17 protein-coding genes are annotated in these 21,869 nt (G+C 57.4%); 4 read left to right on the top strand and 13 right to left on the bottom strand.

Annotation, left to right across the window (positions count from 1 at the left end; genetic code table 11):
- Window positions 1-291: 291 nt before the first annotated feature.
- The 4 genes from YBN1229_RS13275 to rpoZ all read right to left on the bottom strand — a co-directional run bounded on the left by YBN1229_RS13275 (window position 292) and on the right by rpoZ (window position 4,689).
- Window positions 292-1,089: a pyridoxine 5'-phosphate synthase gene (locus YBN1229_RS13275; protein WP_046478843.1), complete on the bottom strand. Its 798-nt coding sequence runs from the start codon at window positions 1,087-1,089 to the stop codon at window positions 292-294.
- A complete protein-coding gene (locus tag YBN1229_RS13270) occupies window positions 1,086-1,712 on the bottom strand; it encodes a DUF2062 domain-containing protein (RefSeq protein ID WP_046478846.1) in 627 nt (208 codons plus the stop codon). Before YBN1229_RS13270 ends, YBN1229_RS13275 begins: the two co-directional genes overlap by 4 nt.
- Window positions 1,713-1,770: 58 nt before the next feature.
- A complete protein-coding gene (locus YBN1229_RS13265) occupies window positions 1,771-4,014 on the bottom strand; it encodes a RelA/SpoT family protein (RefSeq protein ID WP_046478848.1) in 2,244 nt (747 codons plus the stop codon).
- Window positions 4,015-4,263: 249 nt separating this feature from the next.
- On the bottom strand, window positions 4,264-4,689 hold the full coding sequence (gene rpoZ / locus YBN1229_RS13260; RefSeq protein ID WP_046478849.1) for a DNA-directed RNA polymerase subunit omega: 426 nt from the start codon (window positions 4,687-4,689) through the stop codon (window positions 4,264-4,266).
- 609 nt (window positions 4,690-5,298) lie between these two features.
- Between rpoZ and YBN1229_RS13255 the strand changes: the two genes are divergently transcribed.
- Window positions 5,299-5,931, top strand: coding sequence for an NYN domain-containing protein (locus YBN1229_RS13255; protein ID WP_046478850.1), 633 nt, complete (start codon window positions 5,299-5,301; stop codon window positions 5,929-5,931).
- 44 nt (window positions 5,932-5,975) lie between these two features.
- Window positions 5,976-6,668 (top strand): uracil-DNA glycosylase, encoded by a 693-nt coding sequence (locus YBN1229_RS13250; protein ID WP_052743934.1) that lies wholly within the window; start codon window positions 5,976-5,978, stop codon window positions 6,666-6,668.
- On the opposite strand, the gene YBN1229_RS13245 is transcribed toward YBN1229_RS13250, so the two are convergent.
- From YBN1229_RS13245 to dapA, 3 genes are all read right to left on the bottom strand, one after another.
- Window positions 6,631-7,191 carry a peroxiredoxin gene (locus tag YBN1229_RS13245; protein WP_046478851.1) on the bottom strand — a complete coding sequence of 187 codons (561 nt, stop codon included), beginning with the start codon at window positions 7,189-7,191 and terminating at the stop codon, window positions 6,631-6,633. The genes YBN1229_RS13250 and YBN1229_RS13245 overlap by 38 nt on opposite strands.
- Before the next feature lie 4 nt (window positions 7,192-7,195).
- Window positions 7,196-7,672 (bottom strand): SsrA-binding protein SmpB, encoded by a 477-nt coding sequence (gene smpB / locus YBN1229_RS13240; protein ID WP_046478852.1) that lies wholly within the window; start codon window positions 7,670-7,672, stop codon window positions 7,196-7,198.
- A gap of 87 nt (window positions 7,673-7,759) precedes the next feature.
- Entirely contained in the window at window positions 7,760-8,650 is an 891-nt protein-coding gene (gene dapA, locus YBN1229_RS13235; RefSeq protein ID WP_046478853.1) for a 4-hydroxy-tetrahydrodipicolinate synthase, read from the bottom strand.
- A 288-nt stretch (window positions 8,651-8,938) separates the two neighbouring features.
- Here dapA and YBN1229_RS13230 point away from each other — a divergent pair, with 288 nt between their 5' ends.
- Together YBN1229_RS13230 and YBN1229_RS13225 are read left to right on the top strand one after the other, a co-directional pair.
- Window positions 8,939-11,281, top strand: coding sequence for a lytic transglycosylase domain-containing protein (locus YBN1229_RS13230; protein ID WP_152025008.1), 2,343 nt, complete (start codon window positions 8,939-8,941; stop codon window positions 11,279-11,281).
- Window positions 11,282-11,530: 249 nt separating this feature from the next.
- Window positions 11,531-12,487 carry an alpha/beta fold hydrolase gene (locus YBN1229_RS13225; protein ID WP_076605338.1) on the top strand — a complete coding sequence of 319 codons (957 nt, stop codon included), beginning with the start codon at window positions 11,531-11,533 and terminating at the stop codon, window positions 12,485-12,487.
- Window positions 12,488-12,514: 27 nt separating this feature from the next.
- On the opposite strand, the gene YBN1229_RS19180 is transcribed toward YBN1229_RS13225, so the two are convergent.
- From YBN1229_RS19180 to YBN1229_RS13195, 6 genes are all read right to left on the bottom strand, one after another.
- Window positions 12,515-14,302: a hypothetical protein gene (locus YBN1229_RS19180; RefSeq protein WP_046478854.1), complete on the bottom strand. Its 1,788-nt coding sequence runs from the start codon at window positions 14,300-14,302 to the stop codon at window positions 12,515-12,517.
- Window positions 14,303-14,489: 187 nt separating this feature from the next.
- Entirely contained in the window at window positions 14,490-17,015 is a 2,526-nt protein-coding gene (locus tag YBN1229_RS13215) for an OmpA family protein (protein WP_052743932.1), read from the bottom strand.
- 429 nt (window positions 17,016-17,444) lie between these two features.
- A complete protein-coding gene (gene ilvN, locus YBN1229_RS13210; RefSeq protein ID WP_046478855.1) occupies window positions 17,445-17,993 on the bottom strand; it encodes an acetolactate synthase small subunit in 549 nt (182 codons plus the stop codon).
- Window positions 17,994-18,048: 55 nt separating this feature from the next.
- Window positions 18,049-18,735, bottom strand: a complete 687-nt coding sequence (locus YBN1229_RS13205) for a glutathione S-transferase family protein (protein WP_046478856.1) — start codon at window positions 18,733-18,735, stop codon at window positions 18,049-18,051.
- A gap of 14 nt (window positions 18,736-18,749) precedes the next feature.
- Window positions 18,750-19,811 (bottom strand): glycosyltransferase, encoded by a 1,062-nt coding sequence (locus YBN1229_RS13200; RefSeq protein ID WP_046478857.1) that lies wholly within the window; start codon window positions 19,809-19,811, stop codon window positions 18,750-18,752.
- A gap of 236 nt (window positions 19,812-20,047) precedes the next feature.
- Complete coding sequence (locus YBN1229_RS13195; protein ID WP_046478858.1) at window positions 20,048-21,814, bottom strand: acetolactate synthase 3 large subunit; 1,767 nt, start codon at window positions 21,812-21,814, stop codon at window positions 20,048-20,050.
- Window positions 21,815-21,869: the final 55 nt, after the last annotated feature.

The following is a 21,869-nucleotide window of genomic DNA, read 5'->3' as shown; positions in this document are numbered from 1 at the left end:
GGTCTTTATCAACCGGCAGCTTGCGTAAGCCGGATGGGTTTGAACTATTGGCCCGCTATAGCCACTTATGGTGACCGCTGCAAACGAGCAGCTTGTCCAAGTGCGGACTTTTCTAGTAGCGCCAATGCGGAATCGAGGTGCTGGAGCATTACCGGTTTAGGCAAAGGCTCACGTAGCTCATATTTAATTGGGCACTATCGCTGAGGGTTCTGTTTGCGCGAGCACGTAGGTTGTCACGCGGCGAAATGTCTTTCTGAACTATGGATTTAGACTCTTTGGCTAAGATATGGCTCACGATAGCTGATCTGCCATACGCCGCGCGCGGGCTTCGCTTTCGCGGCGCGCCTCATTCATCAATTCGCGCATATGCCTGACAGCCGCATTCAGCCCGCCAAAGATTGCCTCGCCCACCAAAAAGTGACCAATATTCAGCTCGACAACCTCGGGCAGCGCCGCAATCGCTTTAACCGTGTTGTAGGTCAGCCCGTGCCCTGCATGAACCTCAAGTCCGGAGTCAGCGGCCATGGCTGTTGCCTGGGTGATCCGGTTTAGTTCTCCGGCGAGTGCCTTAGCGTTGTCTTCCAACGCCTTTTCGCAATACGCGCCTGTGTGGAGCTCGACGATGTCAGCGCCGATTTTCGCGGACGCGGCAATGGCGCGTTCATCCGGCTCAACAAAAAGCGACACACGAATTCCCGCAGCCTTCAGCTCTTCCACAATACGCCGCAACCGGTCTCCTCCGGCAATTACGTCAAGCCCGCCCTCGGTTGTGCGCTCTTCCCGCCGCTCGGGTACGATGCAGCAGGCGTTGGGAATATGGCGTAGCGCGATCGCCAGCATCTCATCGGTCGCAGCCATTTCGAGATTGAGTGGGCGCGTCAGCTCGGCCTTCAGGCGCGCGATATCCGAATCGGAAATATGCCGCCGGTCTTCACGAAGATGTGCCGTAATACCATCGGCACCCGCTTCGACGGCGATGTGCGCGGCGCGCAATGGGTCCGGGTGACGACCACCCCGTGCATTACGAATGGTCGCGACATGATCAATATTCACGCCTAGGCGCAAAGGCTTGGCCAAGCGGTTACTCATGAGTATTCCGGATCATACGTCGCCAGCAGATCGCCGAGCGGATACCCGCTGCCTTGCGGCGACAATCTGCGGCGACGTTGTTGATGCGCGTGCGCCGCACGCTTACAGAAGATATAGCAAACAGTGGCGATAACAGCGCCGACGGGCAATGTGCCAATTAGCATCGGCTTCATATAGGGCCACGCCAATCCTAATGCGGCGAGGATCATCTCGGGAGACAACTGCCAGACGGTATCCCAGAAGAGGCTAAGCTGCTGCGCAAGGTCGGCTGTCTTGGTTGCTGCCGGTATTCCAAGCAAAAAACTGCCTGTTGCATAAGTTGCAGGCCAAACGATAGCCCACGTCAGCGGATTTCCGAAAAACGTGCCAAGCATTGCTGCCGTGAAGCTCGCCCGCAGAGCCAGGGTGATCACCCCCGCGATCAGCATCTGAATGCCTACCAACGGCGTAATCGCAGCGAAAACACCCACGGCAAAGCCCAGCGCCAACTGGTGAGGTGTCGCGCGCACGCGCATCAGCCGCAAGGCGATGTACTTTAGTGATCTTTCCCAGGTATGCCGCGGCCACACAAGAACCCGCACCCGCTCAAGGAAGGTTGGCGGCGTACGCCGCTTGAAGATCATCTATCAGGCCCCCCGACCTGTGGTCTTGACGATGCCGCACATGCCTACTTCCCTCAGCTCAATCAAACACGCGGTCTGCATGGCTGACAACGCTTTGCGACTTCAAACCTGACAAAATCATATTCAAATGTTCCAGATCCCACACTTCCACCTCTATGAGCATTTTGGTGAAGTCAGGGCCTCGACCGACCATTCTGACTTGGTCGATGTTGCCGCTAGCTTCGCCAATTACATGGGCGATCTGGGCTAAAGTTCCAGGCTCATTAAGGGCGGTGACTGCGATGCGGGCTGGAAAGCGCTCTGGCTGGTCACGATTGATATCCCATGTGACGTCGATCCAACGTTCATGCTCGTACGCCTTCAAGCGCGGCGAGTGGATCTGGAAGATGCGGATTCCCTCCCCTGGCGTCAACACACCGACGATGCGATCACCGGGGACAGCGCCTCCATCCTCAAATGTCACAGGAATATCGCTCTTGAGCCCCCGCAAGGGAATGCTGCCAGGCAGCGACATTCCTTCTTCGATCTCTTGCCCGACACGAAATTTCAGGCCCATCACCTTGGAAAGATTGAACCATCCTTCTTGGTTCGAGGGCTGGTGCCGGCGGGCTTTCGCGCGCGGCGATTTCGCCAGCGCCGGCAAGTTGGCATCTGGGAGAATGGCTCGCACAACCTCGTCGACCGCAATTTCATTGCGTGCCACGCCAGCGAGCACGTCTTCCACCGTTTTCCCGCCGGCGATGCGTGGAAGCGCACCTTTGAGCCGATCGTCAGAGTAGCTTTCGCTTTGAGCCTGAAGGGCAGAGGTTACGAGCCGGCGCCCAAGTTCCGTGTACTGCCGCCGCATCGTATCGCGGGCTGCGCGGCGAATTGCACTTCTGGCTCTACCCGTAACGGCAAAATGCTCCCAGGCAGCCGGAGGGGTGTGCGTCTTCGACGTTAAAATCTCGACTTCGTCGCCATTGCGGAGCTGGGTGTCGATAGGCATATGCCGACCGTTAATGTACGCCCCAACCGCGGCATTGCCGATATCCGTATGGACAGCATAGGCAAAATCGAGGGGTGTCGCTCCGTGGGGCAGCGCAATGAGGCGCCCTTTTGGCGAGAAGCAGAAGACCTGATCCTGGAACAATTCCAGCTTGGTATGCTCTAAGAACTCAACGGGATTTGACCCCTCCAGCAGAGTGTCGACCAATCTACGCAGCCAGTGATACGGGCCGCTGTCGGGATTGAGCACCGTTGAGCTACCGTTGCCTGAGGCCCCATTTGTCGGTTCTTTGTAGAAGGTGTGCGCGGCAACCCCGTATTCGGCCACATCGTGCATTTCCTTCGTCCGGATCTGTAGCTCAACGCGCTGATGACGCGGCCCTACAATGGTCGTGTGGATCGATTGGTAGCCGTTCTGTTTGGGCGTTGAGATGTAGTCCTTGAACCGGCCGGGAACGGTTCGCCATGTCGTGTGAGCGACCCCGAGCACGCGATAACAGTCGGCAATGTTTTCGACGATGATGCGAAAACCGTAGATATCGGAGAGTTGCTCCAATCCGATCTGCTTGTTCTGCATCTTGCGCCAAATCGAATAGGGCTTCTTTTCCCGACCGTGTACGGCAGCCTGCATTCCAACGTCTGAAAGCTTAGCTTCAAGCGCTATACGGATTTCTTCGACAAGCCCTTCATTTTTCTCGTGAATATCAACCAGTTTGTGAACGACCGTTTCATACGCTTCCGGATAGAGCCAGCGAAACGAGAGGTCCTCAAGTTCCTCACGCATGGCCTGCATACCCATCCGTCCGGCCAGCGGCGCGTAAACCTCGAGTGTCTCCTCCGAGATGCGCTGTCGGCTTGCCGGCTTCATGTATTCCAGCGTGCGCATGTTGTGGAGACGATCCGCAAGCTTAACGAGTAGGACGCGGATATCACTTGAGATTGCAATCAAGAGCTTGCGGAAATTCTCCGCCTGCTCCGCCTGCTTCGAGACGAGGTCGAGCCGCTTGATCTTGGTCAGTCCATCGACCAAAGCCCCGATTTCTGCCCCGAACAGCTGATCGATTTCCGCGCGCGTTGCATCGGTATCTTCGATCACGTCGTGTAGCAGCGCCGTGGTAATGGTCGCGCTATCCAAATGGAGATCGGTCAAGATCGCCGCAACTTCGAGAGGATGTGAAAAATAAGGGTCGCCGGAGGCACGCTTTTGGTGACCGTGCGCCTTCATGGCATAGACATAGGCCCGGTTCAGGAGAACCTCATCTGCGCCAGGATCATATTTCGTTACGCGTTCAACCAGCTCATACTGGCGCATCATCGAAAGGCGTGCTCCCAATCGCAGTCCTCGGGGAAGGTCAAGGGCTACACATTACAACAGCGGTGCGGTCGCGCATCCGGCCTTGACGCCAACTCGCGCGGGGCGCTCAGAATTCAACTAGGCGGCATAGCATCTAGCAGCGCAGACAGGAATAGGGGCGACACATGCTGCGCCGCCCCTGTCTCGTCAATGGGTTACGATCCTATCAAGGCTTGGGACAAGCTGGGACGCTCATGCCGAGCCTGCAGCTTAACGGCCGCGATCACGAGGCCCATTGCCGCCGGAGGCTGATGGCTCCATAGGGGTCATGGTCTCAAGCCCGCGCAGAAGCTGCTCTTCCGTCAAAACATCAACGACGTTGTCGCTCGATTGATCATCGCGACCCAACATTGGCGCGCGTCGCTCAACTGCGAGCACCGGTGCCGCGCCGGCTTCGGGTTCGTCGACTTCCACGTTACGCTGCAACGTGTGGATAAGACCTTCGCGCATGTCCTCGGGAGGAATCGTTTCTTCCGCAATTTCACGAAGTGCGATAACCGGATTCTTGTCGTTATCGGGATCAATCGTAATCGAGCTGCCGCCCGAAATGTTGCGAGCGCGGTGAGCCGCGAGCAAGACAAGCTCAAAGCGGTTAGGGATTTTATCGACGCAATCCTCAACGGTGACGCGTGCCATTCGTCAAAAACCTTTCGGAGCTAGAAATAGCTACTCGCCACGACGCACTTCAACACGTGCGGAATAATGCAATTCCACATCGATTGGAGGCGCTGCGGCGCTGTTATCAATTTAGTCTAACGCATTTTGGTAATCGCGCAAGCTGCGGGCTATGGCTATAGCCCTGGTTGCACCAACTTCTACTCGTTATATGCTCAAGTATATCCCAGACGATTTTCCCGCCTTCCAAATACTCGCCCGAACAAAGGCTGGCGTTTTTCTAATGCTGCATACCTCATATTCCACTCCTTTCGTCGAAATTGACGACGTGGGGAGAAGCAATATGATTTTTTTTCACTTTCCTTGGTGTGTTACGGGGAACTTACCTGCATGGCGCGACGTTTCGCCACAAAACCCTAGAGTTCTTGACGGTGAATATTCTTTGCCTCTCAATACATATCTGTTATGCACGCTGTTCATCAAAAAGTTGGCACCTTAGCTTTGTAGGCTCCCCACGTATGCCTTTGATATTATTATAGGCATGCCAGACTTCGATGAACTACCCCAACTACACATGATTTTCGTCGCGCCTCCTGATTTGAGCCGCTGACGCACAGCAAGGAAATCCGAATGTTCTTTTACCCGAACGAGCGTGTTGCTCTGTTTATCGATGGTGCGAACCTCTACGCAACATCGAAGGCGCTCGGTTTTGATATTGATTACAAGCGGCTACTCGCTCACTTCCGGCAGAAGGGGCATCTTGTTCGCGCGCTTTATTATACGGCGCTGGCGGAAGATCAGGAGTATTCGTCCATTCGCCCGTTGATAGATTGGCTCGATTACAACGGCTTTACGATGGTGACGAAGCCCACCAAGGAATTCACGGACGCGACTGGACGCCGCAAAGTTAAAGGCAACATGGATATCGAGCTGACGGTTGACGCCATGCGTCTTGCCGAGCACCTTGATCACATCGTTCTCTTCTCTGGTGACGGTGACTTCCGTTGCCTCGTGGCTGCCCTTCAGCAGATGGGGCGGCGTGTTAGTGTCGTCTCCACGTTGCAAACGCAGCCTCCCATGGTCGCCGACGAGTTGCGCCGGCAGTCGGATCAGTTCATTGATCTGGCGGAACTCGAAGCTCTCATCGGCCGCGACGCCGGACGCGGACCCCAACGTGAACGGGCCGCGCCACACGGCGGTTATCGCGGCGAGAATGACCCTGTTCCGTATGAAGACGACGATCTGTCGGAAGAGGAAGTTTAAGAGGGGCGCTTTGATTGCCCCCATACTGGTAGGGGGCACGAAACGTGCGGCTTGGTACGACGGAAGAACGGGCGGTTCCCCAGCAAATTACGCCGGAACCGCCACATGATTGCGCCTTGTGCCCGCGCCTTGTTGCCTACCGTAATGAAAACAAACGCGCTGAACCCGGTTGGTATAACGGGGCGGTCGGCTCGTTCGGCGAAGAAACAGCTCGCTTATTGATCGTGGGATTGGCGCCGGGACGCGGTGGCGCCAATCGTACGGGACGTCCCTTCACCGGTGATTACGCCGGTGATTTGCTCTACGCGACGCTTCTGGATTTCGGCTTTGCGGAAGGGAGCTATCAAGCTCGACCAGACGATGGGCTTGAGCTTCGCGATTGCATGATCACGAATGCAGTGCGGTGTGTTCCCCCTGAGAACAAACCTACCGGCGTGGAGATTTCCACCTGTCGTCAGTTCTTTAGCGCGCGTATGGAAACGCTTCCCAACCTCTCCGTTATCTTGGCGCTTGGGCGCATCGCACATGATCAAACGCTTTCAGCGCTAGCGTTGCGCAAATCAGCGTTCAAGTTTGGGCATGGCGCGCGCCACGAACTCGGTGGAGGGCGACTTCTCTTCGACAGCTTTCACTGCTCCCGTTACAACACCAACACCGGCAGGCTGACGACGGAAATGTTCCACGCTGTATTTGATGCGATCAGGCGTGAGCTTGACCAGATGCCGCCACGCGCTTGAACACCTCATGCGCATGGGTGTGGGGAGGATGCACGGGATAGTCCACGTGCTCAATGCATCCATCTGCGATGATCAACGTCAACCGCGCTAGATAGCTCGTATCTCCCGCTTTGAAGGTGGGGAGCTTAAGCGCTCGGGCGAAGGCAAATTCTGCATCGCTCAGCAACGGAAAGGGCAGCCCGATCCGTTCTGCGAATTCGGCTTGCCAGTCTGTGTCTTGGGTACTCAGGCCATATACGGAAATTTCCATCTCGCGAAGGCGCGGATATAGCTTGGCGAACCCTTCTGCCTCGGGCGTTGATCCATGGGCACCGGGAATGTCATCCCATCCCGGAGGGTTGGGCATACCCGGTTGCCCCGTCCATGGATAAGCGAACACGATCGAACGGCCTGGCAAATTTGCCAACGCAATACGATCGCCCGATGTTGCGTACAGGGGAATTTCGGGAAGCTTCAGCCCCACCCGCAGGTGGTCGGCGGCCCCATCGTCCAACGGTGCGGGATATGGCCACGGCTCGGCCATGGTTTCACCCCTTATCACGCAGCAATCGCGCTTTTTCCCGATTCCAATCGCGCTTTGCCGCGTCCTCTCGCTTATCGTGCAGCTTCTTACCTTGCGCTACGGCGAGACGAACTTTGGCGAGACCGCGCGGATTGAAATAGAGTTCCAATGGAACGATCGTCATGCCCTGGCGCGAACTCGCGATCCATAGCTTGTGGATCTCCTTCTTGTGCATGAGCAGGCGGCGTTTCCGGCGCGGCTCGTGCTGGAAGAAGTTGCCCGCGGATAAGTACTCGGGGATGTTGGCATTGATGAGCCAAACGCCCCCATCCTCGATGGCTGCATAACTTTCAGCGATATTCGCTTGGCCTTTGCGCAGGGATTTGACCTCGGTGCCCGTCAAGACGATCCCAGCTTCATATGTTTCGCCGATCGCGAATTCGTAGCGCGCCTTCCGGTTTTCGGCGATGACCCGGCGGCCGGCATCTTTTTTGGCCGCCATGACGGACCTCTCGTGACTTAATGTGGTTTGGCGCTACGTCTCGGAAGCCGTAGCGCTCACCTATCGTGCGTCGCGTATCTTGCGATTTTACTCGGCAGCCTTGGCGCGTAGGAGACCGACTTTGACGAGCGCGTTATCCACTGCCTGCTTTGTGGCTTCTGTGAGCGGAACAAGGGGAAGCCGAGTGTCGGGCGTGCACATCCCAATCCGCCAGAGAGCATATTTAACCGGTGATGGGTTTGTTTCAAGGAACAGCACATCGTGCAGCGGCATCAAACGATCCTGCAATCCCAGCGCGGTCGCATAATCGCCCTTCAGGCAGGCGTTCTGGAACTCCGCGCAGAGTCTTGGCGCAACGTTCGAGGCAACCGAGATGCAGCCTTGTCCACCGTGCGCCATAAAGCCAAGTGCCGTCGCGTCTTCACCCGAGAGCTGATTGAACTCAGGCCCCATGGCCGCACGTTGCTGAGAGACGCGTGCGAGATTCGCCGTTGCATCCTTGACGCCGACAACGTTGGGCAACTCAAAGCACCGGCGCATCGTCGCGACCGACATATCGATCACGGAGCGGCCCGGAATGTTGTAAATAATGATCGGCAGGTCTACGGCGTCGCTGATCGCCTTGTAGTGCTGATAGAGACCTTCTTGTGTCGGCTTATTGTAATACGGGGTGACAACAAGAGCGGCGCTCGCGCCTACAGACTTCGCATGCTTCGTGAACTCAACGGCCTCTTTCGTGGAATTCGAGCCGGCTCCAGCGATGACAGGCACACGACCTCGTGCGGTGGCTACTGTCAGCTCGACGACACGCTTGTGCTCGTCGTGAGATAAGGTGGGGCTTTCACCTGTCGTGCCGACCGGCACCAAACCATGTGTACCTTCTTCAATCTGCCACTCTACGATGCGAACAAATGCATCTTCGTCGAGTGCACCGTCACGGAACGGCGTAATCAGCGCAGTATAGGAGCCCTTGAACATCGTGACCGTCTTTCCCCGTTGCCAAAATGGCACGTTTTTAATTCGTGTTGACCAAATAGATTTCAGCTTACCGGTGCCGGCAATTGCTGTCTGCTTTCGCCATGACGCTGACAGTCAGGGCACGCGGCCGGCAGCGCAATCCTTGAACGGGATTGACTCGCTTGTTAGGGTCCAGGCAAACGCGCACGCTTGTGCTGGCGCGAGTTGATTCGACCGCCGAGCAGTAGATTACGTGTTTGACTGACAGCTCGCAAGCGATGCCATGGGGCTGGGCAAAGCGAGGCAACGTTGAAGTATTTTAACCCTATCATTGGCTTTACATCAGTGCGGCGCATTCACCAGTCGTGGGGGACGCTCACAGGCCAATCTGGACACCGGCATTCAGAGCATCTCGGCCGTGTCGGGTGGCTTCTTGCGGTCGCGTTCGCGGCCTATACGATGTTGCTCCCCGCAGCACATGCGCAGCCGCCTCCACCACCCGGTACGAATCCTGAACGCGATCTCCAGTCGCTCAAGGCTGCCTACCGATTGCTGGATCACGATGGTCAACTCACGACGATCCGGATTTCCGAAGCGGAAGCCCGTTCCAACGCCATTTTTGACAAAGCCATCGCACCGGTGCGCACGCTTCCGCTTAGTCCGGCGGATGGTGAGGCTCTAAAGGCCGCTTTTGATGCCATTGGAAAAAATGATTTCGCGAATGCGAAATCTTTGCGCGGGCAAATCGATAACCCTGTCGCGCAAAAGCTGATTGATTGGGGGCTTCTGCGTCGGGGCGAGGGCGCGATCGAAAGCTACCAGGCGTTTCTTGCGGCCAATCCACAGTGGCCTAATCGCTGGCTGCTGATCGAACATCTGGAAGCCATGATGCTTCAGGTTTCCAATCCGCGCGTGGTGCTCGGGTATTTTTCTGGTCGAGAGCCTGAGACGGCTGCGGGTGAAGCAGCACTCGCGGCCGCCTATGCTGCGAGCGGTCAACGGAACCATGCCGTGAAGCTCGCCTCTAAGGCGTGGCGGGATGGCGATATTCCGGATGACTATGAGGACGATATTTTGGAGCGCATCGGATCGCTCCTGACGCATGCGGATCATAAATGGCGCCTGGATCGGCTTCTTACGGACGACTTCCGATGGAGCTCTTCGCGCAATACCCGGGCGGCAGTCGTTCGTCGCCAGATGAAACGTGTTTCCGAATTCGAACAAGCCAAAGCCAAGGCGCGCTTGTCGGTCTTCTTGCGTCAAAACGCTGCCGGGAAATTACTCGCAGACCTACCTGAAAAAGCACATACGGATTGGGGTGTGAGCTTCCATCGCATCATGCACCTGCGCCGCAGCGGCAATAAGGAGGAGGCTGCGAAGCTCCTGCTCAGCGCCCCGATCACCAAATCGGAAACAGTCAATCCGGATGCCTGGTGGGATGAGCGACGACTTACGGCCTATGCAGCGCTGGATGATGACAATCCGCAACTTGCCTATGAACTTGTGCGCGATGCGGGTCCGCTGTCTGTAAATCCGCTCAAAGAGCAAGCCTTCGTCGCAGGCTGGATCGCGCTGCGCTACCTCGGTGATGCGAAAGCAGCGATCAAACATTTTCGGGTGATGCACGAAGCTGCAGACGGTCCTCTCAGCAGAGCAAAATCCGGATATTGGCTGGGTCGGGCGCTCGAAGCGGTTGGCGATAAGGCGGCGGCCCGGGGCTATTACAAACAGGCTGCGGAGCAGTTCGACACCTTTCACGGCCAGCTCGCTATGCAGCGGCTGAAGCCCGGCATTCAAGCTCTGCCGATTAGGCCGCCGCAAGCGCCGACGTCTGAACAAATCGCGCGCTTCCAAAGCAACGACGCCGTGCACGCCGCAGTCATCGCCGATAAAGCAGGGCTGGGCCGCAGCATTACGCGTCCCTTTTTAGCAAATCTGGGTGCGCTCGCAGATAATGAGGCGGACGCTGCGCTTGTGGCTCACTTAATGCGTGCTCTTGGGGATACCCAGCAGTCTTTGCGTATTGGGAAGCGGGCCATCGGTGCGGGCATGAACCTGCATTACTACGCCTACCCCGTGCAGGCGCTCCCTAAATACAAACCATTGCGGACGCCTCCTGAGACCGCTTTCCTGTTCGGCATTGCCCGGCAAGAAAGCGAATTCAATACTCAGATCGTATCAGGCGCTGGCGCGCGTGGCATCTTGCAGGTCATGCCGGTCACGGCGAAGCATGTTTGCCGCGACTACAGACTTAAATGTGAGATCTCGCGCCTGGGACGGGATGAAGCCTACAACCTGATGATCGCTTCAGCGTACATCGGCGACCGCATGGGGGAATTCCGCGGATCCTACGTGCTTGGTCTCGCAGGTTATAATGCGGGGCCTGGACGTGCGCGGCAGTGGATCCGTGAGTTAGGCGATCCGCGTGCTGCTGATCTCGATCCGATCGATTGGGTCGAGCGCATTCCGTTCAAGGAGACACGTGAGTACGTCGCGAAGGTTCTCTCTAATATCCAAGTCTATCGTGCGCGCCTCGGCGCCGGCGACAAGGCGCTCCGCCTTGAGGAAGACCTCGCGCGCGCCCAAGCCAGTGGGTCGCGCCGCAAATATGCTCCTGGTGCACGACGGACACGAGCTGCGAAGGACGGCTAAAATTCTTCACCGCAGACTTCGGTCTTGATTTGCGTCGCACGGCTGTTCGGCCGCAAAATGCTCCGAAACGGAGGAAACGGATATTTGTTTGCTCGCTCAGCGCCGGAGAAAACCCGGCTCCTGGGAAGCGCACAAAAACTTTAGCTAGCCAGACCACTGTGAGGGCGGGTGTTCTGGCTAGTATGGCTGTGGCTTACGTGATGGCGGCTAGTAGGCGCCATAGCGCTTTTTTTTTGCGGGGATGTTCGCATGTCGGTCATGCAGAACCATTTTGACGATTTATTTTTTCGTGTTCGCGATGGGCTCAAATTGCACGGTCGCGTTTATCGCGCGCCGGCGTCACGGCTTAGACCTGTCGTTTGCCTGCCGGGGCTTTCGCGCAATTGCAAAGATTTCCACGATCTGGCTTGCTATCTTTCTGCTGCCGGTGCTCACGCGCGCGATGTTTATGTGCTGGACTATCGGGGTCGCGGGCAATCCGAGTGGGACCCTGATTGGAAAAACTATACGGTGCCAACTGAGGCGCTCGACGTCCTCGACTTCCTGGCTTTTGCGGGCCTCGATCATGTCGCGATCATTGGCACATCGCGCGGCGGTCTTATCGCAACCATTCTTGCAGCTCTTCAACCGGCCAGTGTCGGCACGATCATCCTCAACGATATCGGCCCCGTGATTGAAACAGACGGGCTGATGCGCATTGCAGGTTATGTGGGACGCATTCCGTTGCCGCGCTCTTGGGAAGAAGCTACCGCGCTTATGCGAGATATCAATCAGCGGCGCTTCCCCAACGTCCGCGCGGAAGACTGGGAGCTTCTGGCGCGCCAATGGTACAATGAAAAAAACGGCAAACCGGCCGTCAGCTACGATCCGAAACTCAAGAACACGATGTCCATTCTCGATGGGCCGATGCCGGCCTTGTGGCCGCAGTTCGAAGCATTGAAGCGTGTCCCGGTGCTCGTATTGCGCGGCGAGAATTCAGACATTCTCTCTCGCGCTACCGTTGAGGAAATGCACCGTCGGCATCCGGCTCTGTCCGATCTAGAAGTCCCCGGCGAGGGCCACGCCCCATTGTTGCGGGACGAATGGAGCATGCAGGCTATCGCTTCGTATCTTTCTACACACGACGGGACGCAACCGGCTTCTCACTCTGCGCATGCAGGATCAGTCAGCCCGAGAAGCCTCGCCCAGCGGGTCCTTGCGAGTTAGTCACTCGAAGGGGGTGACCATTGCAGGCTATCCACGGTCAAGGCGGCTGGAAAATTCCGTCTGCCCACCGGAAGCGAGGATGCGCGCCTGTTCTACCCAAGCTTCGCGTTCGATCCGCCCCTTGAAGTCGAGCACCTGACTGATCCTATCGATTTCAGCAGCACTCCAGTTGGCGATCTGCTCGTAGCGGTTGATACCCAGAGAGTTCAGTTTTTTCTCGATAAGCACGCCAATTCCGCGGATGCGTTTGAGATCGTCATAGCCTGTTTCAGTCTTCGCCTCGCCACCGTTGAGCAGGGGTGACTTTACCGAACGCAAACCGGAGAGATCGGCCTCCATCGGCTCCGCGTAGCTTTGCTCTGCCTCGCCGACAGGCACCTCGACGATAGGGGTCGCGATAGCATCGGCGACGTCGAAGTTCTCTACGGTGGCATCCTTCACGGACGGTGCAGGGGTCTCTTCCGGAGAAGCTTCGAGGACTTCAGTTTCTCGCGCTTCGACGTCGGCAAACCGAGGCTGTTCGTGCCAGACTGGTTGCGGTTCCAAGCGTTGGCGACGAGAAAAAGCAGTCTCGCCTCCACCGGCAAGGATTTGCGCCTGTTCTATCCAATTTTCCTGACGGATGCGTCCGACCGGACCAATCAAGCCTTCGAAACGGCGCACCTCGTCTGGGTTCCAATTTGCAACCTGTTCGAACCGGTTCACGCCATTCGCGGACAAGATCGCGACTGCATCGCCATTGATGCCGCGGATGCGCAGGAGATCATCAGTGACCGGTGGTGGTGCATCGATAGGTGCAAGGGCCGCCGTGGATGATGCCTCGTCGTTATCCGACTGATTGTCATCTGTATGGGTTTGGGCTTTCGCAAGCACAGCCGCCGCTGCCATGATTGCCGCCGTTTCATCGGCGGCATCGGCGTTAGAGGTGTCGTCCCCTTCCTCAACCGGTGGCTTTGCGATCTCTTCAGTCGTGCATAGATCCTCGCGAGGCTCCCCTAGAGCTGCTTCTTGCGGCGCGTCTCTCAGACCTTCCGAGCTCCCCGACGTTTCCGGGCTGGTATCGACTTCCGGCTCCATGCCCTCCCGATAGACCTCGGCGGGGGTTGGCAGTGGCTCGCCTTTTCCTGAAAGTCGGCGTGCGTAGGCCGTCTCGTGTCCACTCGCGAGGAGCTTGGCCTGTTCGATCCACCCCTCCCGGGAGATCCGCTGCTGGCCAAGGCTCGCTTCAACTCTGTCAACGTCTGCGCGTGTCAGACCCGCCAAGCGCGCATAGGAGGCCATGCCCAGTTCAGCCAAACGCGTTGCTGTTTCCTCATCGATGGCATGAATGCGCGTGAGGTCGTCTGGGCTTTGCGTCACAGAAGGCGCCAACGGCGCTGACGCACCTGTCACCCCGCCCGAGCTACCGGCGGCTGGCAAGCTCGGAAATCCTTCACCCTGCGAAACCGGAGCGGATGTGGATGGGGGCTCATAAGGCGGAACGGCTGGAGCCGGAACGACGACGCGCGCCGGGGGCTGCCCGGCTTCGATAACGGGTGCGGTCTCTTGCGAACGCAAGTCACCGACTGACTTCAGACGCGTCCCAACAAGCGCGCGTTCGAACCTATTTTCATGCGACAGGTCCGCGACTTCCGGCGCCGGACCTGTCGCGGTCTCGATCATGGGCTGATCCGAAATTGCCGCTCCTGCAGCAACCAAGCTGTCGTCCGCGCTGATTGGAGCCACGAGCATTCGGTGCAACCAGCACCCACACACGGCTCCGAGCACGTACACCGTCAGCAACAAAAGCGCTGTCTGCAAAGTCAGAAACATCATTTGAGCTGCCCTTTTCCTTTACGCGCGTACTCCCGTTCGCATGCGCTCAAGCGAGGCTTAGTCACGCGCACGGCTGCAGGAAAACCAGCCGACAAACAAGCCGATGGCGAAGGCGATAGCCAGATACCAAATCAATTTGACGAACAGATAATCCATGCCCGTCTCCTCCCGATTACATTGAAGCCGGTCAATCCGTCTTTACAGAGAATTCGATCCGCCGGTTTCTCGCCCGATTACTCGCGGACGTATTAGGTACTATCGGACGCGTTTCACCGTATCCAGTTGCCGAAAGGCGAGACGTGTCGACGCCGGCATTGGTCAGATAATTGATGACAACTTGCGCGCGCTCTTTGGACAGTATGAGATTTTGATCACTGGGCCCGATAGCATCAGTGTGCCCGATGACCTCAATGCGGAAGTCTGGGCATCCCTTCACGATCTCGACCAAACGGTCCAGAGTTCCCGTGCTGCCGCTTTCAAGACGTGCACTGGCGAACCGGAAGCGTATCGAGCCCGTCGCTGCTGCAGACTGTAGCAGCTCTTCGCAACGGCTAGCTTCCGCCTTGCGTTGCTTCTGCTGTTCAGTTGACGGCGATGGATCGTTATTCGGCTTATTCGCAGCTCGTGCTTGTGCTGCTGCGGCTGCAGCCGCCTCGGCTTCGCGTCGCCGGTCGGCCTCCTCTTCAGCTTTACGTCGCGCTTCCTCAGCAGCCTTCTGAGCCGCTTCTTCCTCGGCAGCGCGGCGTGCGGCTTCCTCCGTTGCCCGCTGCGTCTCAAGGCGCGCTTGTTCTTCCTGCTTGCGCGCTTCCGCTTCAGCCGCCTGGCGTTGCGCCTCTTCTTCGGCGACGCGATCGGCCTCTTCTTTTTGCTTCGCCGCTTCCTCAGCCTGACGGCGCGCGGCCTCCTCAGCAGCTTTGCGCTTGGCTTCCTTATCCGCCCAGATCATGGCCTCTGAACGCACAATGATTTCAGGCTTTCCGACGTACCCCTTAGGCAGCGTATGCGAAATCTGATCTTTGACTGCGGAGGCAACCGCTGCGTCGCTTGCTTCTCCGCGCAACGTCAATTGCTGGCCATCAAGGATGGCCTCACCACGGCGCAATTTCGCGAGGAGCTGCAAGGCAGCAACGGAAACCTTTTGCCATTTTTCTGACGTTCCCGAAGCAAGCGTCATCTTGTTGATCAAACGTGCCCCGGAGAAAAGCTGCTCGGCGCTGCTAACCAAGAGCGTCTCGCTCGCTTTATCCGGCACCTCGCCTTCCAGTGTTAGTTCACCGTTGCCAGTGCTTTCAGCGCGCCACTTGAGATTAGGCTCGGGGGGAACGTCCAAAGCGATCTCAACCTTGCTGTCGCATGCGCGATTGGCGGCGGCGCGCACCTGAGCCGGCAAAGCCTCTGCAAGCGCTTCATCCCGCGTTCTGCCAGTGAGTTGCATGGAACGATCGCTTAACGCGAGTGTGCCGTTTCCAAGTTTTGCCAAAGCATCCAGCCCCGCGAAGAGGCATGCCTGCCAGCCTTCCGGTGCCCCAGACCCCAGCGCGAGTTTGTCAACGGACTTCGCATCGGGCAGAAGTTTCTGGAGTTGCGTCATCACGGCGGTCCGCGCCGCATCACTTGGCACATATCCCGTGAGACTTACAAAACCCGGCCTCATCTCAATGTGTGTCGTGAAGGGACTAACAATCGGCGGCGGCGGCGGCGGATAACTCAAATCTGTGCGCGCTTTGAATGTCGCGGGAAGCGCACTCTGAAGCGCAGCTACCACGCGCGCGGCCGTCGCCTCATCGGGGGTGCGCCCCTTTAACGTGATGGCGCCATCCGATGCCTGTACGTCTGCCTCGCTGAGGCTTAGCAGGCTATTCAAAACCGCAACAGCGGCAGCATACCATCCTTCCTGCGCTCCACCGGCGACTTCCATCCGGTCGATGATTGCGAGCTTTGGGAATGTGGTTTTCGCTTTGTCAAACAGCTGCTCGCGTGTGCTCTGGTCCGGTACGTAGCCGTTCAAGACGATCTGTGTCGCTGTCTTCTGCATACCCCACTTAAAAGGGGATACGACCGGCGGCGTAATTTTATCGGCGATCAAGGTGGCCCCAGGGGGCAGATCACCGGAGAGCGCAGACTTGGCGCTTCTGTACGCAGCATGAGACAGCGCTTCACCCGATACGGACAGCGCCAGTTGGTGAACCTCTACATTTCCAGATTTGACTTGGCCAAGACGGTCCAACCCAAAGCCGATCGTCTTGAGCCACGGATCGGGGTCGGGGCCTCCCAGACCGATCTTCATTCGATCGTCGATCGGCCGATCGGGAAAACGCTCGCGGACCAATCCGATAACGGTATTGCGTTTTGTCTCGTCAGGAACGTATCCCGCCAAGCGAATACCGCTGTCGGCCGCTTCCGCCTGCCAGAAATAATCATTTATCGTGTCGGCTCGCCTGATATCGGCTGCCAACGTCCGGACGCCCCAAACGCTGTGCGCGATTTGAATGGCCTTTTCTGGTTCGGCGTCATGCGACGTGTGTCCGGCCAAAGTGCCTTCACGACCCGAGAACGTCAGATTTGCCCAATCGACTCCGGCAACCTTCAGCGCTTGCTGCGTGCGCGCCGTCAAGTCGGCTTCGATACGCGGGCGCTCTTCCACCACCGTCAGCCAAACTAGTATGGCCAACGGAAGGAGCCCCCAAAGCCAGCGCCAAGGATTGCAACTCATCTGGCCTTCTGCTCCCACGTTCGTTGCGGATGGCTATTTCCGCGCGTTCCGATCTGGCGTTGCGGCTGACGGCCATCTACTGGCCACCGTGCCTGACGTGCCTATTGGTCGCCGACACTCTTGAGGATCGAGGATCCTGTTACCGCAAACTCGACTTGTAGCACCACAAGTGCAGATCCGTACTTATAACGCACGATCCGCCCAAGGCCCCCTATTGAGCCGTGTGGCAGGCCAAGGTGCAAGCCCCAGGATCATATTCGATCTGCCGGAGAGCATCATTTCGCAGGCAGGTGTGACCGGGCAATGACGGCTACGTAGAGGTAGAGCATCCATGTAACCAGGATATTGGCCCGTTTACCATGAACGAGTTGCCCTTGCCTCCAGCCCTATTTCCATCGTTGATCCCGGAACCGTCTGCGCTACACCAGCTCAGACAAGCCCGCGTCCGCGTGCGATTGCCGCGATGCCGGTACGGGCGACTTCGACGAGGCCGAGTTCGTTCATGATTGAAATAAACTGATCGACCTTTGATGAACGCGCACTGAACTCAAACACAAAGTGTTCTGTCGACGCATCAATCACTTCCGCCCGAAAGATTTCCGCCATACGCAACGCTTCAATACGCTTTTCGCCCTTGCCCTGAACTTTTACCAGGGCCAGTTCGCGCTCCAAGGGTTGTCCTGTCTCGGTCAGATCATGAACGCGGTGCACCGGCACCAGTCGTTCGAGCTGGTGCTTGATCTGCTCGATAACCATCGGGGTGCCTTTGGTTGCGATCGTGATGCGCGAGATGTGCTTCTCGTGCTCGGTCTCCGTCACCGTCAAGGAGTCAATGTTGTAACCACGCCCGGAAAACAAACCGATCACGCGTGCGAGAACGCCAGGTTCGTTGTCAACGATCACGGAGAGCGTTCGGGAAACGATCTCTTCGTGGGTTGAGAGGTTCGGGTAGTGAGACTGCGTTGTCGTTTGTGTCATAGGACGGTATCCATTTTCTTATGTGATGGTGTTTGATCTGATACGGGGTGCTGTTTCAGGCGGTGGCCTCGGCGCGAAGGTCAGCGACCACTTCATGGCCCTCTTCGTAGGCGTGAATTGTCCAGGGTTCCTTGAGGGCTTCCCGCTTCCAGCGCACGAATTCCGGATACGCGAGGACAGCGTCCATGTACGCCCGCGTCTCAGGCCGAACCTTGATCTGATAGGTATCGAGACGTGTCACGACCGGTGCGAACATCGCGTCCGCTGCGCAGAAGTCACCAAACAGGAATGGCCCATCCCCCGCGAAGCGCTCACGCGTCGTCATGAAAATCTCTTCGATGCGTGCAACGTCCGCCGCAACGTTCTCGCCGAAGTCGCGCGGAGCAAAGCGCTTACCCAGGTTCATGGGGCACGCTTGGCGGAGTGCTTGAAAGCCGCCGTGCATTTCCATCGAAATAGACTTCGCATGAGCGCGCGCGGCATCTCGGCCGGGCCAAACCGGCTTATCGGGAAAGCGGTCTGCTAGACAAGAAATGATCGCGAGGCTTTCCCAGACGACGACGTCGCCCGAGATCAATACTGGCACCTTGCCACTGGGCGAAAATTCGCGAATGCGTTCACTTGAATCCGGCTGTCGTAATGGAATGACAGTCTCTGTGAAGTCGAGCGCAATGGCACGCATCACAAGCCAGGGACGCATCGACCACGATGAGTAAAGTTTATTCGCGATAATCAAATGCATTGCGACGTTCCGCTTCAATGAGTGGTGGCAACGAGATCCCGTTGCCGAACATTGCTCCCCGCTGCAAACGCATGCTCGGAGAACGTCCAGTTCTGCGCCCAGGTGCCGCCCATCGTGAAATCGCAGATGAAACGGGCAACGCATGTCTCATTCATGGTCGCGATTGCCTTCTCGCGCCCGGCGCGTGCCATCTTGCGCCAGGGTTCGCCAGGACCCAGCGCGGTGACGAGCCTCCTCGATAGGTCAGCAAGACCATCGAAGAACAGCATCTCGTCTTCGCTAAACACGGCGTCATAGCCTGACGCCCTGGGCGTCGCCAGGAGCAGGCCGTTACCCAGGAACTGGCCCATGCGATCGGAAGCGTATAAGTCACCATCGCGGCGGTTAAGGTTGAGACCAATCTTCGTGTGGGACAGCGTATCGACGTAGTCAGCGCCGCGCAGCGCGTCCCCCGTTTTGTTTCCGTACAGTCCGACGCGAATGCTCGAAGGCAGTTCTTTTTGCAGTGCGGCTAGGAACTGCCAGCGCGCATCGACTGGCGGCTGGTGACAGGCGAAAAAAAGCTCGAAGCGATGTTTCGTTTCGGCGAAGGCTTGTCCCGTATCGATTGAAAGATCGATGGGGTTCGGGATGAACGCGACAGGTTTGCTTCCCGCAAAATCCTGGAGGGTCTCCCCGCCTGTCGTGGCAAAGCCCGCATCGGCCGCCTCTAATAGATAGCGGAATTGCGCAGCCGGTCTTTCATGGTCGATATCGTCAATACAGATCGCGGCGATCTTAATGCCCGGCACCAATTCGCGAATACGACGCACCGTTTGCGGTGTAATCAAATAGCTGAGCAGGAGAACCATCATTTCCGGCCGCAGCTCTTTGGCTATGTCGAGCAAACGCTTGTTGGCCAGCCAGCTCCCAATTTGGCGAACACCCAGCGCGTAATCAGCCGTGTCTCGATCGCTGTAGGCGTAGACGAAGTGGCCGGACCGGATGAAGCCGTTGATCAAGCGCCGATGGAAGGCGTAGTAGAAGCCTCCCCCGTACTTGTGATTATTACCGGGCCCGACAAATAGGATTTTCATGCGGAAATCCTTCTGGACTTCAGCGTTTTTCTCGCCTGTATCGATACAGTCCGGGCCATAACCAAACAGAGTTCCGTATTCGATGACGTCTTCAACGGGGCGGCAAACTCGGTCTCAGTTCGCGCCGCTAACCTTTGCCTGCTGTGCCCACGGATTTGCTGTTCATTCGTCCGAGCGGAAGGCGCCGACAGCGATTGCCGGCGCCCAATCGGTAACTTCCAAAGACCCGGCTTGGGTCAGACGAGCACCTTGCCCTCTTCGCCGATGGCATTTTCGACATCTTCGTCGGAAACGTCCTCGCCTAGCAGCATCTCATTGTGCGCCTTGCCCGACGGGATCATCGGGAAGCAATTGGCGAGCGCTGCTACACGACAATCGAAGATCACCGGCTCCGGCGTATCGATCATTTCACGGATAGCGTCATCCAGGTCTCCGGGCTTGTCGCAGATCATCCCCTTCCAGCCATAGGCTTCGGCGAGCTTGACGAAGTCGGGCAATGCCTCCGTATAGCTCTCGGAAAGGCGGTTGCCGTGCAGCAACTGCTGCCACTGGCGCACCATGCCCATGTACTGGTTGTTCAGGATGAACACTTTCACCGGAAGACGGTACTGAACGGCGGTCGACGCCTCCTGGATATTCATGAGGATCGAGGCATCGCCAGCGATGTCGATAACCAGCGACTTGGGGTGTGCCAACTGCGCGCCAATAGCCGCCGGGAGGCCGTAGCCCATGGTTCCGAGACCGCCCGATGTCATCCAGCGGTTGGGCTCTTCGAATTTGAAGAATTGCGCCGCCCACATTTGATGCTGACCGACTTCGGTCGTGACATAAGGGTCGCGATCTTTCGTCAGTTCATAGAGTCGTTCCACCGCGTATTGCGGCATGATGACGTCTTCGTTCTGCTTGTAAGAAAGCGACTTCTTCATCCGCCACTTATCGATCTGCTTCCACCAAGTTTTGTGGGCAGCCTTTTCGAGTTGAGGCGCCTTCGCCTTCCAGACGCGCAAAATGTCTTCCAGCGTGTAGGCGACATCACCGACGATCGGAATATCAACGCGAACGTTCTTGTTGATCGACGAGGGATCGATGTCGATGTGGATTTTCTTGGAATTCGGCGAGAAGGCATCGAGCCGCCCGGTGATGCGGTCGTCAAACCGCGCGCCGATGGAGATCATAACGTCGCAATCGTGCATGGCCATGTTGGCTTCGTAAGTGCCATGCATGCCGAGCATTCCTAGAAACTGCTGGTCAGAGGCCGGAAATGCGCCGAGCCCCATCAGGGTCGATGTGACCGGGTAGCCCGTCAGCTTGGCGAACTCCCGCAGCAGCAGACTTGCTTTCGGCCCGGAATTAATGACGCCACCGCCCGTATAGAGGATCGGCCTCTTGGCATTGGCCAACAGGTCGACGGCCTTGCGGACGGCCATCTGATCCGGCTTCATGCGCGGCTTATACGTTTTGTGCTGTACGTTCGACGGACCGACGTAATTGCCCGTGGAGAACTGCACGTCCTTTGGAATGTCGACGACAACCGGTCCGGGGCGTCCTGACTTGGCGATCTGGAAAGCTTCATGCAGGACGCGCGACAGGTCGTTCACGTCCTTAACGAGCCAGTTGTGTTTTGTGCACGGACGCGTGATGCCGACGGTATCGCATTCCTGAAATGCATCATTGCCGATCAGATGCGTCGGGACCTGCCCCGTTATGCAGACGACGGGGATCGAATCCATCAAAGCGTCGGTGAGCCCGGTCACGGCATTCGTCGCACCCGGACCTGAGGTCACAAGAACAACGCCGACCTTGCCCGTCGAGCGTGCATAGCCTTCGGCTGCATGGACGGCCCCACCTTCCTGACGAACGAGGATGTGACGGACCTTTTCCTGCTGAAACAGCTCATCGTAAATTGGCAGAACAGCACCACCAGGATAACCGAAAACATGCTCGACGCCCTGGTCTGCCAGCGCCTTGATTACCATTTCGGCGCCCGTCATCGTTCTCGCCATAACTTTTAAGTCTCCTCTCGTTAGAGGCAGGTCGATTTGAATAGCCGTTTTATGA

The organism is Candidatus Filomicrobium marinum (assembly GCF_000981545.1).
Lineage (GTDB): Bacteria > Pseudomonadota > Alphaproteobacteria > Rhizobiales > Hyphomicrobiaceae > Filomicrobium > Filomicrobium insigne.
The sequence above is the reverse complement of the archived record's forward strand: the minus strand, read 5'-3'. Positions and strand labels throughout refer to the sequence as shown.